Source organism: Lentibacter algarum (assembly GCF_040580765.1).
Taxonomy (GTDB): domain Bacteria; phylum Pseudomonadota; class Alphaproteobacteria; order Rhodobacterales; family Rhodobacteraceae; genus Lentibacter; species Lentibacter algarum.
The window spans coordinates 1,723,572-1,738,981 of record NZ_CP158687.1 but is presented as its reverse complement, the minus strand read 5'-3'; the positions used below and the strand labels follow the sequence as shown (position 1 = coordinate 1,738,981).

At 58.1% G+C, this 15,410-nt stretch carries 16 protein-coding genes; 6 read left to right on the top strand and 10 right to left on the bottom strand.

The genetic code is table 11. The features are described 5' to 3' along the window. The first annotated feature begins 8 nt into the window (after positions 1-8). Entirely contained in the window at positions 9-1,616 is a 1,608-nt protein-coding gene (cimA, locus tag DSM117340_RS08435; protein WP_089890474.1) for a citramalate synthase, read from the top strand. Then, entirely contained in the window at positions 1,613-2,389 is a 777-nt protein-coding gene (locus tag DSM117340_RS08430) for a squalene/phytoene synthase family protein (protein ID WP_089890477.1), read from the top strand. The genes cimA and DSM117340_RS08430 overlap by 4 nt, the downstream gene beginning before the upstream one ends. A 177-nt stretch (positions 2,390-2,566) precedes the next feature. Here the strand turns inward: DSM117340_RS08430 and DSM117340_RS08425 are convergent, their stop codons facing one another. Next, on the bottom strand, positions 2,567-3,862 hold the full coding sequence (locus tag DSM117340_RS08425; RefSeq protein ID WP_089890480.1) for an MFS transporter: 1,296 nt from the start codon (positions 3,860-3,862) through the stop codon (positions 2,567-2,569). A gap of 186 nt (positions 3,863-4,048) precedes the next feature. Between DSM117340_RS08425 and DSM117340_RS08420 the strand changes: the two genes are divergently transcribed. The 4 genes from DSM117340_RS08420 to DSM117340_RS08405 are packed head-to-tail and all read left to right on the top strand — an operon-like array spanning position 4,049 to position 6,728. Beyond that, the gene (locus DSM117340_RS08420; protein WP_089890482.1) at positions 4,049-4,264 is read left to right on the top strand and encodes a twin-arginine translocase TatA/TatE family subunit; all 216 of its coding nucleotides are present in this window, start codon (positions 4,049-4,051) and stop codon (positions 4,262-4,264) included. 6 nt (positions 4,265-4,270) lie between these two features. After that, positions 4,271-4,924, top strand: coding sequence for a Sec-independent protein translocase protein TatB (gene tatB, locus DSM117340_RS08415; protein ID WP_089890484.1), 654 nt, complete (start codon positions 4,271-4,273; stop codon positions 4,922-4,924). Then, positions 4,921-5,889: a twin-arginine translocase subunit TatC gene (locus DSM117340_RS08410; protein WP_089890487.1), complete on the top strand. Its 969-nt coding sequence runs from the start codon at positions 4,921-4,923 to the stop codon at positions 5,887-5,889. Before tatB ends, DSM117340_RS08410 begins: the two co-directional genes overlap by 4 nt. Then, positions 5,889-6,728, top strand: a complete 840-nt coding sequence (locus DSM117340_RS08405) for an ATP-binding protein (RefSeq protein ID WP_177170656.1) — start codon at positions 5,889-5,891, stop codon at positions 6,726-6,728. Before DSM117340_RS08410 ends, DSM117340_RS08405 begins: the two co-directional genes overlap by 1 nt. 58 nt (positions 6,729-6,786) lie before the next feature. Here the strand turns inward: DSM117340_RS08405 and DSM117340_RS08400 are convergent, their stop codons facing one another. The 9 genes from DSM117340_RS08400 to DSM117340_RS08360 form a co-directional block, all read right to left on the bottom strand. After that, positions 6,787-7,980 (bottom strand): LysM peptidoglycan-binding domain-containing protein, encoded by a 1,194-nt coding sequence (locus tag DSM117340_RS08400; protein WP_089890491.1) that lies wholly within the window; start codon positions 7,978-7,980, stop codon positions 6,787-6,789. 75 nt (positions 7,981-8,055) lie between these two features. Beyond that, positions 8,056-8,712 (bottom strand): protein-L-isoaspartate(D-aspartate) O-methyltransferase, encoded by a 657-nt coding sequence (locus tag DSM117340_RS08395; RefSeq protein ID WP_089890494.1) that lies wholly within the window; start codon positions 8,710-8,712, stop codon positions 8,056-8,058. Then, the gene (surE, locus tag DSM117340_RS08390; RefSeq protein WP_089890497.1) at positions 8,709-9,491 is read right to left on the bottom strand and encodes a 5'/3'-nucleotidase SurE; all 783 of its coding nucleotides are present in this window, start codon (positions 9,489-9,491) and stop codon (positions 8,709-8,711) included. The genes DSM117340_RS08395 and surE overlap by 4 nt, the downstream gene beginning before the upstream one ends. Positions 9,492-9,693: 202 nt before the next feature. Then, entirely contained in the window at positions 9,694-10,338 is a 645-nt protein-coding gene (locus DSM117340_RS08385) for an SDR family oxidoreductase (RefSeq protein WP_089890499.1), read from the bottom strand. Between the two features lie 34 nt (positions 10,339-10,372). Next, on the bottom strand, positions 10,373-11,839 hold the full coding sequence (gene purF / locus DSM117340_RS08380) for an amidophosphoribosyltransferase (RefSeq protein WP_089891611.1): 1,467 nt from the start codon (positions 11,837-11,839) through the stop codon (positions 10,373-10,375). Between the two features lie 122 nt (positions 11,840-11,961). Continuing rightward, the gene (locus DSM117340_RS08375) at positions 11,962-12,516 is read right to left on the bottom strand and encodes a CvpA family protein (protein WP_089890502.1); all 555 of its coding nucleotides are present in this window, start codon (positions 12,514-12,516) and stop codon (positions 11,962-11,964) included. Positions 12,517-12,555: 39 nt separating this feature from the next. Then, positions 12,556-13,920: a DNA repair protein RadA gene (gene radA, locus DSM117340_RS08370; RefSeq protein WP_089890505.1), complete on the bottom strand. Its 1,365-nt coding sequence runs from the start codon at positions 13,918-13,920 to the stop codon at positions 12,556-12,558. Positions 13,921-13,993: 73 nt separating this feature from the next. After that, positions 13,994-14,761: a DNA repair protein gene (locus DSM117340_RS08365; RefSeq protein WP_177170657.1), complete on the bottom strand. Its 768-nt coding sequence runs from the start codon at positions 14,759-14,761 to the stop codon at positions 13,994-13,996. A 117-nt stretch (positions 14,762-14,878) separates the two neighbouring features. Then, positions 14,879-15,346, bottom strand: a complete 468-nt coding sequence (locus DSM117340_RS08360) for a paraquat-inducible protein A (RefSeq protein WP_271437480.1) — start codon at positions 15,344-15,346, stop codon at positions 14,879-14,881. Positions 15,347-15,410 lie beyond the last annotated feature (64 nt).

The window sequence follows — 15,410 nt, the reverse complement described above, 5'->3', positions numbered from 1 at the left end:
AGCACCTCATGACTGAGCGCCTCTACATCTACGACACAACGCTGCGTGACGGCCAGCAGACCCAAGGCGTGCAATTCTCCACGCCCGAGAAGCACCGCATAGCTGCGATGCTGGATGAGCTGGGGGTGGATTATATTGAAGGTGGCTGGCCCGGGGCAAACCCGACGGACAGTGACTTCTTCAACGAAGCGCCCAAGACGCGGGCGCGCTTCACCGCCTTTGGCATGACCAAGCGGGCAGGGCGCTCTGCCGAGAACGACGATGTGCTCGCTGAGGTCATGAACGCGGGCACAAAGCATGTTTGCCTTGTGGGCAAGACCCATGACTTTCATGTGGAGACGGCTCTTGGCATTGGCCTTGAGGAGAATGTCGAGAACATCCGTGCCTCTATTGCTTATGTTGTGGCCCAAGGCCGTGAGGCCTTGTTTGATGCCGAACACTTCTTTGACGGCTATAAGGCCAATCCTGCCTATGCGCTCACCTGCCTGAAGGCCGCACATGACGCTGGCGCACGCTGGGGGGTGCTTTGTGACACCAACGGCGGCACGCTGCCCCATGAGGTCTATCAGATCACCAAGGCGGTAATTGATGCGGGGATCGCGGGCGACAGGATCGGTATTCACACCCACAACGATACAGAAAATGCGGTGGCCTGCTCTTTGGCCGCGATCGACGCGGGTGCGCGGCAGGTGCAGGGGACACTCAACGGCCTCGGCGAGCGCTGTGGCAATGCGAACCTCACCACGCTCATTCCGACGCTCTTGCTCAAGGAGCCTTATGCGAGCCAGTTTGAGACAGGTGTGAGCCTTGAGACGCTGGCGAGGCTGACCACAGTGAGCCGTAAGCTTGACGATATTCTGAACCGTGTCCCGATGCGCCAAGCGGCCTATGTCGGGGCGAGCGCTTTTGCCCATAAAGCGGGGCTGCATGCCAGCGCCATTTTGAAAGATCCGAGCACCTATGAGCACATTGTGCCTGAGAGTGTAGGCAACGCGCGCATCATTCCGATGTCCAATCAGGCGGGCCAAAGCAACTTGAGAAAGCGTCTGGAAGATGCTGGTATCAAAGTCAAAAAAGACGATCCAGCGCTGGGGCTGATCCTTGATCAGATCAAGGCGCGAGAAGCTGAGGGCTATACCTATGACAGCGCTCAGGCGAGTTTTGAGCTTTTGGCGCGGCGCGCGCTGGGGCAAATGCCCGAGTTCTTTGAAGTGAAGCGCTACCGCGTGAGCATCGAGCGGCGCAAGAACAAGTACAACCAGACAGTCTCGCTTTCAGAGGCGGTTGTTGTGCTCAAGGTTGATGGCGAAAAGCGCCTTTCAGTGAGCGAAAGCATGGATGAAACAGGCTCTGACCGTGGGCCAGTCAATGCGCTCGCCAAAGCGCTGGCGAAGGACTTGGGCCGTTACGGTGAAGTGATCGCTGATATGCGGCTTGTCGACTTTAAGGTGCGCATCACCCAAGGCGGTACGGAGGCCGTGACGCGCGTGATTATCGACAGTGAAGACGCAGAGGGGCGGCGCTGGAGCACGGTGGGCGTTTCGGCCAATATTGTCGATGCGAGCTTTGATGCGCTTCTCGATGCGATCAACTGGAAGCTGTTGCAGAGCACATGAGCACGCAAGAGACAGATCATATTGCCGCCTGCGCCAGCATTGTTCACAAGGGTGATCCCGCACGCTTCCGTGCTGCGATGGCTGCGCCGCTTGGTCTGCGCGAAAAGCTCTTGGTGCTCTATGCCTTCAATGTCGAAGTGGCGCGCGCACCATGGGTGACGGCTGAGGCGATGATTGCGGAGATGCGCCTGCAATGGTGGCATGACGCCTTGGGCGAGATCGCCGCAGGCGGGGCTGTGCGCCGCCACGAGGTTGTGACGCCGCTCTCAGAATACCTGACGCCCGAGCAGGCGCTTGCGCTTCAAAGCCTTGTCGAGGCGCGGCGGTGGGATATCTACCCGGATGCTTTCGCAGATGAGGCGGCGCTTTGGACCCATCTGAGTAACACCACAGGCGCTTTGATGCGCGCAGCCCTTGGGCTGGCGGGGACAGAAACCACGCCAAAGCTTGATGAAGGCCTCAAAGCTGTGGCGCTGGCGGGGTGGCTGACGGCTGTGCCAGCCCTGATTGGGCAAAACCGTCACCCGCTGCCTGAGACCTCGGAAGGCGCCATTGTCCGTCTCGCCTCTGAAGGGCTCGCAAAACTCAAAACCGCCCGCAAGCAGCCTCTGCCCAAGCTGGCGCGCCGCGCTCTTCTGGCCGGCTGGCAGTCAGAGCCTCTGCTCAAACTGGCCCTCAACGAACCACAGCGCGTGCTGAACGGAACGCTTGAGCTGGCCCCGTTCCGCGCTCAACTCCGCCTCGCACGGCTTGCGTTCACAAACCGCTGGTAGGCCTTTTTCTTTCTGAAAATATCCTGGGGGTTTGGGGGCAAAGCCCCCATTTACAACTGCGTTTGGGGGCAAAGCCCCCATTTACAACTGCGTCTGGGGGCAAAGCCCCCATTTACAACTGTGTTCGGGGGCGAAGCCCCCAATTGGTCGAATTTTCGCGAAGCAAAAATTCGAGACCTAATCTTTCGGCCGCAACACCAGCCAGATCAGCGCACCGCCTGCCAGCATCAAGAATGGTGCCATCGCCAGATTGACTGAGACCCAACCTGCTTGCGCCGATGTGCCAGAGCAGTTCATCAGCCCGCCCGAGGCCAGCGATGCCATAAACACCCCGCCAAAAACGATCAGATCGTTCATGCCTTGGACGCGTCCTCTTTCGTGAGGCGCGTGGCTGCCTGCCAGCATGGTGGTTGCGCCAATGAAACCGAAGTTCCAGCCGACGCCCAAGAGGATGAGCGCCACAAAGAAATGTTCCAGATCAACGCCCATAAGCGCCACAGCGCCAGCACCTGCGAGGATCAGCAGGCCAAGTGCCACGATCTTTTCCGCGCCATGGCGTGCGATCAGGTGACCAGTGAAGAAGCTCGGTACATACATCGCCAGAACATGGGCTGTGACAACATAGCCTGCGATAAACTGGAACTGATCACGCATGGTTCCTGCGGGCACAACGCCTTCAATCCAAGCGGGGATCTCTGTTTCGCCGCCAACACCACAGCCGACGACGGCCAGAGGTGTTGAGGTCATGACAAGGTTCATCAACGCGTAGGAGACCATGGCCGAGATGATCGCGACCGCGACCACAGGTGTTTTGAGCAAGTCCAGCCGAGAGCGTCCGCGCGGCGCGTCATGGGCCGGGACGGGGGGCTTTGGAATATCAAGGAACAAGAACAGAATCGACCCGACGATATTGAGGGCCATCACGGTCAGATAGGTTCCCATGAAGGGGATCGCGCCAAAGGCCATGGAAGAATAATTGCCAAGCTGCGGGCCGATGATCGCCGCGAGCAGGCCGCCCGCCATGACATAGGAGATTGCTTTGGGGCGAAACGTGTCTGATGCGGTATCGGCGGCGGCAAAGCGGTAAAACCCTTGAGCAGACATATAGATGCCTGTGATCAGGCTACCGAAAAGATAAATCGCAAAAGAGGCGTTATAGAGGCCGTAGGCACAGATTGCCGCGCCCGTGGCGCCGGCTGCCGCACCGAGCAGGAAGCCCGCGCGCCGTCCGTAGGCCTGCATAAACCAGCTCAGGGGCGTGGCTGCAATCATCGAGCCAAGGACGATCATCGAGATTGGCAGGGTGGCAAAGCATAGATTCGTTGTCAGCATCTGCCCTGCGAGGCCGCCAATTGTGAAAATCATTGGCATTTGCGATCCAAGCAATGCTTGGGCAAAGACCAGAATCCACACGTTGCGCTTTGCGCGGGCGTGGTTCTCTGGTTCGTTAACGGGTGAAGCTGTTTGTGTCATGGGGCAATGGCTAGCCCCTTTTTTAGGCCCTCGCAAGCGCGATGGCGGTGCGTGTCAGCGCTAACGATGGCATTTTTCAGCCCTTGAAGCTCTATTGCGTCTTTTCTCTTTGCCACACAGGGCTTAGATAAGGTGAGCAAAGTTACGGTGACGTGCCAAAGCGCGCGCCGACCAAGGGAGAAAGACATGCTCAACAATATCGGCCTGCCGGGCCTACTTCTCATCGCCGTTGTGGTACTCGTGCTGTTCGGGCGCGGTAAGATTTCTTCGCTCATGGGCGAAGTGGGCAAAGGCATTACAGCCTTCAAAAAAGGCGTCAAAGACGGCACAGAAGAGCTTGAAGACCAAATGGCTGAAGAGGCCAAGGACGTCACGCCTGCTGAAGAAAAAGACAAGGCGTAACGCTTTATGTTTGATCTTGGCTGGACCGAGCTTCTGGTCGTTGGCATCGTCGCACTGATCGTCGTTGGACCCAAAGACTTGCCTGTTCTCTTTCGCAAAGCGGGGGAGTTCGTCGGTAAGATGAAGGGCATGGCGCGTGAGTTTTCCACCGCGATGAACAATGCTGCCGACGAAAGCGGTATGCGCGACACGGCCAAGAGCCTGCGCGATATTGCTGACCCCAAGAAGATGGGCCTCGACGGGATCAAGGATGCGGTGAAAGATGCCGCTAAGTGGGACCCTGAGAGCGAGACTGGCAAGCTTGCGGCCAAGCGCCAAGCCGAACGGGACCGCATGGTTGAAGAGGCCAACGCCTCAGCCGCCGAGACAGCCAAGCAGGTGCGCGAGGCTCATGCTGCGCGCCAAGCCGCTGAGAGTGCTAAAGCGGCTCCTGCTCAGAAAGCGGCGCCCAAAAAGACAACGACAGCAAAGAAGCCCGCAGCCAAGACGGCTGCTGCTAAAAAGCCGGCTGCAAAAACAGCTGCTGCCAAGACACCTGCCTCGAAAGCGGCTCCCAAGACGGCAGCGAAACCAGCGGCCAAGTCTGCTGCGAAGACGGCCGCAAAAAAGCCCGCTGTAAAGGCCAAAGCCAAAGCGAAGCCTGCTGGAGATAAAGCATGAGCCAGTCCGATACGCCCGATGAAATGGACGCCTCCAGCGCGCCGCTGATCGAGCATCTGGCCGAGCTGCGAACGCGGCTCATCCGCTCCGTTCTGGCATTTATTGTTGGGATTGTTCTGGCCTTTATGGTGGCTGAGCCGATCCTGCAGTTCTTGCTCACTCCGATTGAAGAGACGCTGCGCAATCTGGGCGACCCCTCGCCAACACTGCAGTACACTTCTCCGCAAGAATACCTTTTCACGCTGTTTCGTATTTCTATGGTGTTCGGCTTTGCGCTCGCCTTTCCTGTGATCGCGTTTCAGATGTGGCGCTTTGTGGCACCTGGCTTGTACAAGAACGAGCAGGGCGCCTTCCTTCCGTTCATCATCGCTTCGCCTTTGATGTTCATGCTTGGTGCATCCTTTGCACAGTTTGTTGTGACGCCGCTGGCGATGCAGTTCTTTCTTGGCTTTGCCGATGTGAGCTCGATTTTTGCCAACTTGCTGTCCCGCACTGTTGAAAATTTGCCGGAAGCGACGGCTGTTGTACCTGAAACAAGTGAAGGTGTGAAAATTACCTTCTTTGGTAAGGTCAACGAAAGCCTTGATATCACACTGAAATTCATCATTGCCTTTGGGATGTGCTTCCAGCTGCCTGTGCTTTTGACACTTATGGGCAAAGCGGGGCTTGTGAGTGCTGAGGGCCTTGGGGCTGTGCGCAAATATGCGATGGTGGGTATTCTGCTGCTGGCCGCTCTGGTGACGCCGCCTGATGTTGTGACCCAGCTTATTCTGTTTACCGTGGTCTATGGCCTTTACGAAATCTCGATCCTGCTTGTGGGCCGTGTTGAGAAAAAGCGCGACGACAAGCTGCGCGAAGAGGGCTATTTTGACGACGAGGAAGAGTTTGACGACCCGCTGATGCGCGAGTTTGACGAAGACTTGGCCGCAGAAGAAGAGGCGGACGACAAGGCAGACAAAAGCTGATGAGCGATGAGCTTGCCCGCATAGCGGCCGCACTTGAGCGGATGAGCCCGTCGCCAGAAGCCGCGCCTGATTTTGACGCGGCGGACGCTTTCGTTTGGCATGTAGAGCCCGATCGCCTCGCGCCTGTGCCCAAGGTGAGCCGTGTTGATCTCTCGCTGCTGATCGGAGTTGAGCGCTCGCGCAACACGTTGCTTGTAAACACGCGTCAGTTTGCCAAGGGCCTGCCCGCCAACAACGCTCTCCTTTGGGGCGCGCGTGGAATGGGCAAAAGCTCTTTGGTCAAGGCCATCCATGCGCAGATTTTGACAGAAGGTTTGCCGCTCAAGATTGTCGAGTTGCAGCGCGAAGACCTGCCCAGCGTGACGCGGCTTTTGGGGCAGCTGCGCAGCAGCGAGGCACGGTTTGTGCTCTTTTGCGACGATCTTTCGTTTAGCCATGATGATGAACACTACAAGTCACTCAAGGCTGTTTTGGATGGTGGGATCGAGGGTCGTCCCGAGAATGTGATTTTCTATGCGACATCAAACCGTCGCCATCTGATGCCGCGTGATATGATTGAAAACGAACGGTCCAGCGCGATCAATCCGGGCGAGGCAGTGGAAGAGAAAGTCTCACTGAGCGATCGGTTTGGTCTCTGGCTTGGGTTTCATCCCTGTACGCAAGACGAATACCTTGCGATGATTCATGGCTATTGTGCCCACTTTGGGATTGCCTATGACGAGGCCGAATTGCGCGCCGAAGCGATTGAGTGGCAAGCCACGCGCGGCGCGCGCTCAGGCCGTGTGGCTTGGCAATACGTTACTGATCTGGCAGGGCGTAAGGGCGTGGCTCTGGCGTAAGCCTACCCTTTTTTCTGTCCCCCTCAACGGGGCGGATTTTGCGGAGCAAGATTTGATATTACTGCAGATAAGGCAGCGGATCGACGCTCTCAAAGCCTTTGCGCACCTCAAAGTGTAGATAGGACGACTCGCCTGAACGCACGGTGGCTAGCTTCTGGCCACGGCTCACGCTATCCCCTTTTTTCACAGTGATATTGCCGACATTGGCATAGACTGTGAGAAGGTTGTCAGGGTGCTTCACCACGATGATCGGCACTTGGTCTGCATCCGAAGTGATTGCAGCGATGGTGCCTGCGCCAGCGGCTCCGATGGGTGTGCCTGAAGGCGCGGCGATGTCGATGCCGTCATTTTTGCCTTTGGCGTATTCACGGATGATTTTACCACGCACAGGGTAGGCGAACTTGCCATTGCTGACGGCAGCGGTCTGGGTTTTGCCAAGGTCGGGCGTGGGCGCAGACGCGGGGGCTGCGGCGACAGTGGGTTCGTCTTTGGGCAAAGGCGTGACTGCGCTTGGGGGCACAGGCGTGGGCGAGCCGACGCCGGGCTTGGGTACCTCCGCCAGTTTTTGGTCTGCGGGCTTGGCCAGTACGGGCTTTTCTGCGAGCGGTGTCGGAATCAGGAGGAATTGGCCCTCGCGGATGGAGAAGGAGCTGTCGAGGCCGTTCCAGTCTGCGAGCGAGCGAACAGATGTGTTGTAAAGGCGCGCCACAGTATAGGCGGTTTCGCCGCGCACGACCTTGTGTCGGATCGGCTCGATCCCTTGCTGGGCCGTGGCGACGGGCTGTGGGGCAGGGCTCACGTTTGCGGGCTCGGCACGCTCTATCGCGCCTTCTGCCAGCTCTGTGATATCGACTGTGGGGGCTTGGATCGGCCCCGTGGTGAGTGCGCCTGTGGCTGGCGAGGGCTCAGCGACGCGGCTTGGCAGGGCGATGATTTCGCCGGGACGCAGGGTATCGCCTGTTTGGATACCATTGTAGCGGGCGAGTGCGACAGGGTCTGCGCCGATGCGGTTGGCGAGGGTGGCGAGCGTGTCGCCTCGTTGGGCCACAGCCACTTGGTAATTGGGGTAGGAGATGATCCCGCGGTCATCGGGGCGAGGGCGCTCGGCCGTGGCGCTGCGCGCGGCGTCTGAGGTATCAGCGCCTGAACCAAGCTTGCCGCGCAGATCGAAGTCCAGTGGGCGATCGCAGCCTGCGAGCAAGGCAAGCGCTGTGCTTGCGGCCAGAAATTTGATTGCGAACCCTTTGGTCATCTCGATATCCTCACACCTGCTCTTTGTGTCCAGAGCTTTTGTTACTTGCACGGCCTGCCCCTTGGGGCGAAGACCTCAGGCTTCTTTTCCGAGCCCCTCCAGCAGGGGCACAAAGCGCACAGGGCGCAGTTCTTCATAATCAAACCCGTCGTCGTTCCGTGTGACTTTGATCAGGCTTTGCACCGCATCAGACTGCCCGACGGGTACGATCATGATACCGCCAATTTTGAGCTGAGCCAAGAGTGGGCCGGGAGGGTCTTCTGCAGCGGCCGTCACGATTATGCGATCAAAGGGGGCTTGATCCGGCAGCCCGAAGCTACCGTCGCCCGCCATGGCTGTCACATTGGTCAGATCAAGGCGCTGGAACAGCGCTTGGGTTTCGCGCACGAGGCGTCTGTGGCGCTCGATCGTATAGACGCGGCGGGCCAAGAGGCTGAGGATTGCGGCTTGATAGCCTGAGCCGGTGCCGACCTCGAGCACCTTGTCGCGCGGGCCGACCTCAAGCGCCTGAGTCATCAGGCCCACAACCGAAGGCTGGGAAATGGTCTGGCCACAAGCGATGGGCAGGGGCGTGTCCTCGTAGGCGCGCTCTTCAAACGTGCCGCGCACGAAGTGGCCGCGATCCATCCGCTCCATAGCGGCAAGCACGCGCTGATCAATCACCCCTTTGGAGCGCAGCGCGTAGATGAACTGCATTTTCTGTTCTTGAAGGTCCAGCGCGGGATCGGTCATGTGTTGAGGCTTTCAAACTGGCTCAGCATGTCATGAGCCGTCAGATCGGCACGCATGGGCGTGATGGAGATATAGCCGTCTAGATTGACGTCCGCATCCGAGCCAGGCGTGGAGGGCACGCGCTGGTCGTGGCCTTTGATCCAGAGGAAGCGGCGGCCAGACGGTGACAAGTGCGGCTCTACACCGAACGTGACACCTTGGCGGAATCCTTGAACGGCGACGCGGCTGCCCTTGACCCCAGCAGCGGGAACGGGCGGGAAATTGACGTTGTAAAACAGGCGGTAGTCCTGTTCTGTTTTGGGCGCGGCTGTGAGGATTTTGCGCAGAAGCGCTGCGCCATGGACCTCAGCGGCTTCAAACGGATTGTCGATGTCAACGTTCTCTGGCCCAAGGTATTGTGACAGGGCTACGGCAGGCAGGCCTTGTAGCGCGGCTTCCATTGCGCCGCCAAGTGTGCCTGAATAGAGCGCATTTTCGGCAGAGTTGTTGCCGCGGTTGACGCCAGACAGCACAAGGTCGGGCCGCTCGGGCAGGATGTCATGCAGCGCTGCGAGAACGCAATCGGCAGGAGAGCCTTCGGCAGCGTAGCGCTGCTTGCCCATCTTCTGCACCATCATCGGATGCGTATAACTGATGCAATGGCCAACGCCTGACTGCTCAAATGCAGGGGCGACAACCCAGACTTCGCCCTTCGCGCCAGCCAGATCCCACGCTATTTTTTCGAGCGATTTCAGGCCGGGGGCATTGATGCCGTCGTCATTGGTGAGAAGAATACGCATAGGGCCGCCTGACTGTTTTTTCTTTGAATAAAGGAGGGGCGCGTACAGAGCAAGGCGGCGTTGGCGCGGGGTTTGCAATAGAGTCGTTTATGCGACAGTTTTTAAAGCCTTCGAATTGCGCTGCGGGCAATCCGACTTGTTGAGGGGGATCAATCCCCCCGCAACTCCCCCAAGGATATTTCTAGAAAGAAAAAGTGTGGGGTTAGCTGCGCAATTCGGCAAGGAGGCGTGCGGCCTCAGTGGCAGGCGGCGCAAGGGGGGCGCGGTCTTCGCCCGGGAAGAAGCGGGCACGCAGGGCCGTTGCCAGCGGCTTGGGCTTCAGGATGTGAACCTTGGGGCCTGTTTTGACGGTCTCGGCCTGCCAGCTGCGGGCGAGCGCGATTTGAGCGGTTTTGGTTGTGCCATAGGCGCCAAAAAACTTCTCTCCGCCGTGTGTGTCTTCAAAGAAGAGCGCGTTGCTGTCTGGTGTGAGCAGGGGGGAAACATACCCGATCAACAACCCAGCCGCTGTGAGGTTGATGCTGATTGATTTTTCCCAGCCCTTCATGTCCATGTGATCGGCTGGTGAAAGGGGGGCGGTGTGGGCTGCAGTATGTGCCCAGATATCCACGCTGCCCCAGCGGTCATAAATCGAGCGGCAGAGCTGCGCCATGGCCTCGGTGTTGGTGATGTCCATGGGCGCAAGTGTTGCTTGCCCGCCCTTGGCCTTGATGCGGTCATCAAGTTCTTCCAGAGCGCCTGTTGTGCGCCCGACAGCGACGATATGATGAGTTTCGCAAAGGGCTTCGGCAAGGGCTGCTCCAAGCCCGCGAGACGCGCCGGTAATAAGGGCGATTTTATCTGTCATATCAGTAACTTTCGTGGCGTTCTTAGTGATATTTTTACTCAGCGGCCTTCATCTCAAAGCCTTTTGAGACCATGTCTGCAGGCACGACAGGGTACTCACCAGAGAAGCAGGCGTCGCAATATTGTGGACAACTCTTGTTGCGGCCTTCGGCCTCGCCAACGGCGCGGTAAAGCCCGTCTAGAGAGATAAATTTGAGGCTGTCCACAGCGAGATGCTCGCGCATTTCTTCCTCGGACATTGTTGCGGCGAGAAGCTTTTCGCGTTGTGGTGTGTCAACGCCGTAAAAACAGGGCCATGCTGTCGGGGGGGATGCGATGCGGAAGTGGACCTCGGCGGCGCCGGCATCGAGGATCATCTCCTTGATCTTTCGGCTGGTCGTCCCGCGCACAACGCTGTCATCGACAAGGATCACGCGTTTGCCCTGAATGAGCGCGCGGTTGACGTTGAGCTTGAGGCGCACACCCATATTGCGGATGCTTTCCGTAGGTTCGATAAAGGTCCGGCCCATGTATTGATTGCGGATGATGCCCATCGCGTAGGGAATGCCGCTCTCTTGAGAAAAGCCGATGGCCGCAGGTGTCCCAGAATCCGGGACAGGGCAGACAAGATCGGCCTCGACGGGGGCTTCGCGGGCCAGCTCTACACCGATTTGGCGGCGCGTTTCATAGACCGAGCGGCCACCAATGATGCTGTCAGGGCGTGAGAAGTAAACATGCTCAAAGATACAGAACCGTGGCTTTTGCCGGCGGAACGGGAAGCTGCTCTCGACTTTTTCGCCTGTGATGACGACCATTTCGCCTGGTTCGATTTCACGCACATAGGTTGCGCCAATGATATCAAGAGCACAGGTTTCTGAGCTGAGAACCCAGCCCTCGCCGATTTGGCCAAGGACGAGTGGGCGAACACCGAGCGGATCGCGTACGCCGATGAGCTTGGTGCGGGTCATGGCGACGATGGAAAATGCGCCTTCGACGCGGCGCAGCGCGTCTTCCATCCGCTCGGGGATGTTGCGCTGCAAGCTGCGGGCCATGAGATGAATAATGCACTCTGAGTCTGAGCTTGACTGGAAGATGCTGCCGCGTTCGATCAGCTCACGGCGCAGAGCGTCGGCGTTTGTGATGTTGCCGTTGTGCGCAATCGCGGCGCCACCCATGGAAAACTCGCCAAAGAAGGGCTGCACATCGCGGATGGCAGCGGCTTTGGAACCTGCTGTGGAATAGCGCACATGGCCGATTGAGAGCGAGCCGGGCAGTGTTTCCATCAGGGATTGTTTGGTGAAATTATCGCGCACATACCCAAAACGGCGCACGGAGTTGAAGTCGTGATCAGGATGGTATGAAACGATCCCGCCAGCTTCTTGGCCACGGTGCTGAAGGGCATGAAGGCCGAGGGCCACAAAGTTTGCTGCGTCGGTCACGCCGGTTACACCGAACACCCCGCATTCTTCCTTGAGTTTATCGTCATCGAAGGGATGCGCGAAAAACGGTTTTGCAGAAGACAGCGATGATGATGAGTTAGGCACGGCAAGCAGCTCCGAATCCTGAGGTCAGATTTGCCCCCTACATAAGGCGCGCGTGCGCCTATGTCACCCAAGGATACGACAGTTTCGTGACTTCGACTGTTTTATTCGCCGCAGCTTGAAACAAGCTCTTCATATTGGAGCGTGATCCAGCCAAGCGCCTGCTCTGGATCGCGCTCCTCAATGGTGCCTGTCATCTTGCCAAAAACGCGCGCGGAACGGCTGTCGTCAATTGCAGCGATGTCTTGGCTTGTGACCACAGTTTCGTAGACGAAAAATGCGATTGCTATGAGCAGGATGCCACGGGCCACGCCGAAGAGAAAGCCAAGCCCTTGGTCCAGCCCGCCAAGGGCTGAGCGCTGGATGAGTGAGGAAAACAAAGGCGTAAAGAGCGCGGCTATGACGAGCACGACAGTGAAAATCGCGGCGGCGCCTGCGATCATCGAGAGCTCGCAGCTGTCAGAAATGAGTTCACCGACAACAGGCACTTCTTTTACCAGTGGCTGCACCTGCGGGGCGAAGATAAAGGCGAGAACCGCGGCGAGTATCCAGCCTGCAATGGCAAGGCCTTCGCGCACAAGCCCGCGCGAGTAGGCGAGCAGGGCCGAGACAACAATGATCAAGGCCACGACGCCGTCTACGATAGTAAAACCTTCCATGATCACTCTCTTTTCGTTCTTTGCTTACCCAGCGTGGCTTTAACCCGCGCCGAAAATATCGCCCACAAAGGCAGTTAGGTCGTCATAGCGTTTGGCCGTGAGGCCCGCCGTTGAGGGCGCTTTATCACCCTTTGGCATAATTGCAGTGGAAAAACCAAGTTTTTGCGCTTCTTTCAACCTATTTTCCGTCTGCGAGACGGAGCGCAACGCGCCTGAGAGGCTGATTTCGCCAAAAACCACGGTGTCTTTGGGGAGCGCCGCATCTTCGCGCGCCGAGAGCAGAGCCGCAGCAACAGCGAGGTCGGCGGCAGGCTCTGTGACTTTGATACCGCCTGCAACATTGAGGTAAACATCCAGCCCAGCAAAGGGAATGCCGACGCGCGCTTCTAGCACGGCGAGGATCATGGCGAGGCGGGAGCTGTCCCATCCGACAACGGTACGGCGCGGCTGGCTGTGGGGCGAGGGCGCGACAAGCGCCTGAAACTCTACAAGCACGGGGCGTGTGCCCTCAATTCCTGAGAAGACGACCGAGCCGGGTGACGGCTCGCCACGCTCCGAGAGAAACAGCGCCGAGGGATTCTTAACCTCTTGAAGCCCAGCCCCTGTCATTTCAAATACGCCGATCTCATCAGCAGGGCCGAAACGGTTTTTCACCGCCCGCAGGATGCGGAACTGGTGGCCACGCTCACCCTCAAAATAGAGCACGGTATCGACCATATGCTCGACCACGCGGGGGCCAGCGATCTGGCCGTCTTTTGTCACATGCCCCACAAGGATCACGGAGACGCCCTTGCGCTTGGCAAAGCTTGTGAGCTCATGGGCGGCGGCGCGCACCTGAGAGACAGAGCCAGGGGCGCTATCAACAGTGTCGACCCACATGGTTTGAATCGAGTCGATGATGGCGAGCTGGGGTTTTTCGGCTTCAAGCGTGGTCAGGATGTCGCGCAGGTTTGTCTCGGCTCCGAGCTTCACGGGCGCGTCCTTGAGGCCAAGGCGCTGTGCCCGCATCCGCACTTGGGCGGAGGCTTCCTCGCCAGAAATATAAATCGTTTTGAGGCCCTGTGAGGCGAATTGTGCAGCCGCTTGCAAGAGCACAGTGGATTTCCCGATCCCGGGATCACCGCCCACAAGAATAGCGGAGGAGGGCACAAGCCCACCGCCCAGTACGCGGTCAAGCTCGTCCATGCCGCTGATGGTGCGGGGTGGGGGGGCTTCATTGGTTGATAGATCGGTCAGTTCGACCTGTCCGCCGCGCTTTGATCCGATGGATTTGGAACTTGAGCCTTCGGACAAGGGCTTTTCTTCGACAATTGAGTTCCATGCGCCGCAAGCGTCGCATTGACCCGCCCATTTGGGGCTAGAGGCGGCGCAGGCAGTACAGACGTATTGGAGTTTCTTGGCCATTTTTCGGGTATGTCCGAGCGCTGCGCCGCCGTCAACCGTGACAGCGCGTGAGGCTTAAGGCCTCCGCAAGGGTTTACTCAGCAGCGCGAGGCAAGCGTGTGATGGTGTCGCGCTCTGCCTCAACCTCGACCATTGCGATTTTGCCCAGCTCAGGAAGCACCTCATGCAGCTCGTCACGCAGTCGCTCTAGCTGGCTGGCGGCGACGCTTTCTTCGAGTTCGACCTCATGTAACCAGTGTTTCAGCTCGGTGGCGACCAGTTTGGCAGTGTTGATGCGGCTGTTGAAATTATCCACTTCCGTTTGACGCTGACGTAGAAAGTCGCGCGCACGGGCGAGCGCATCATCAGAGTAGATATTGGCCAGTTCTTTTGAAATATGGCTCATCTGGGCGGCGGCTTCGAGCACATCTGGCTCAAGCGAACCAAGATCTGGATGGTTGCGCAAATAAACGAGGCGCTCGCGCACAGAATCAAACTCTGAACTCAACTTGAAGGCATCAGCACGGTCTGCTGCGTGGGCGTGATGATAGGCACGGGCGACATCATGCATGCCAAGCTGAAAGGAGCGGTGCGAGTTTTCCAGAGCGAGGATGCGCTTGTTGGAGGGCAGGAAGAACACGAGCAAAACGGCCAATCCTGTGAGGCTCGACTGAACCCAAAGGCCAGCGCTTTCGATGGGGCGTCCTGAGAGGCTGAGAGGGATTTCGAGCCATGGCATGAAATTGAAAGCACAGAGCGCCGTGTAGACGACTGCCCCTAGGGCAGCGCACACGACCGTAACAAAGGCCAAACGATGCAAGAGATAAGCTATGACGCGTAGGCCATGCATGAAGGTAACCATGAATCCCCCCCGGAACTCGAAAACTCGTATAAGCGAAATACTGCCTACAGTTTTCCGAAAATTAAGCGGGAAAACAAGGTCTTTGGTTCATTTGGGGCGAAATAGACTGTTCTCGTTCTATTTATCGGGGTCTTTTGAACCAATCATAGGCTTTTGGAGGGATTGTTTCGTGAGCAACCCGATGATCAGTGAGGCGAGAATGCAGGCTGTGAAGAGATAAAGTCCCCAAGCTGTCTCAAGTCGTCCGACGCCGATTCCTTTGGCGAGGGTGATGTAAAGCGCGATCAGGAAGATATCAGCCATGGCGAATTTGCCCAAAATGTTGAGGGCGGGCAGGGCCACGGGCCGAAGCAGGCCAAATTGTACGAGTGCGAGCGCGACTGTCTTGAGATAGGGCGCGACGAGGGCAAAAAACGTGACGATCAGCGCGAGGATGACATCTGTGCCCCAGAGCGATTGAAGCCCCGAGATCACCGAGATTTCGCTGAGCTTGAAGAGCGGCAAAAGTCCTGCTTTCATCAGCGGGGCAAACCACGCGACGGGGAAGAGCACGAGCAGCGAAAGATTGGCAAGGCGTAACAGCATGAGCGGCTCCTTTGGGCTTTGCGCTGCGGCGAGCGCTCTGCGCCCCAGATGCAAACCCTGCGGG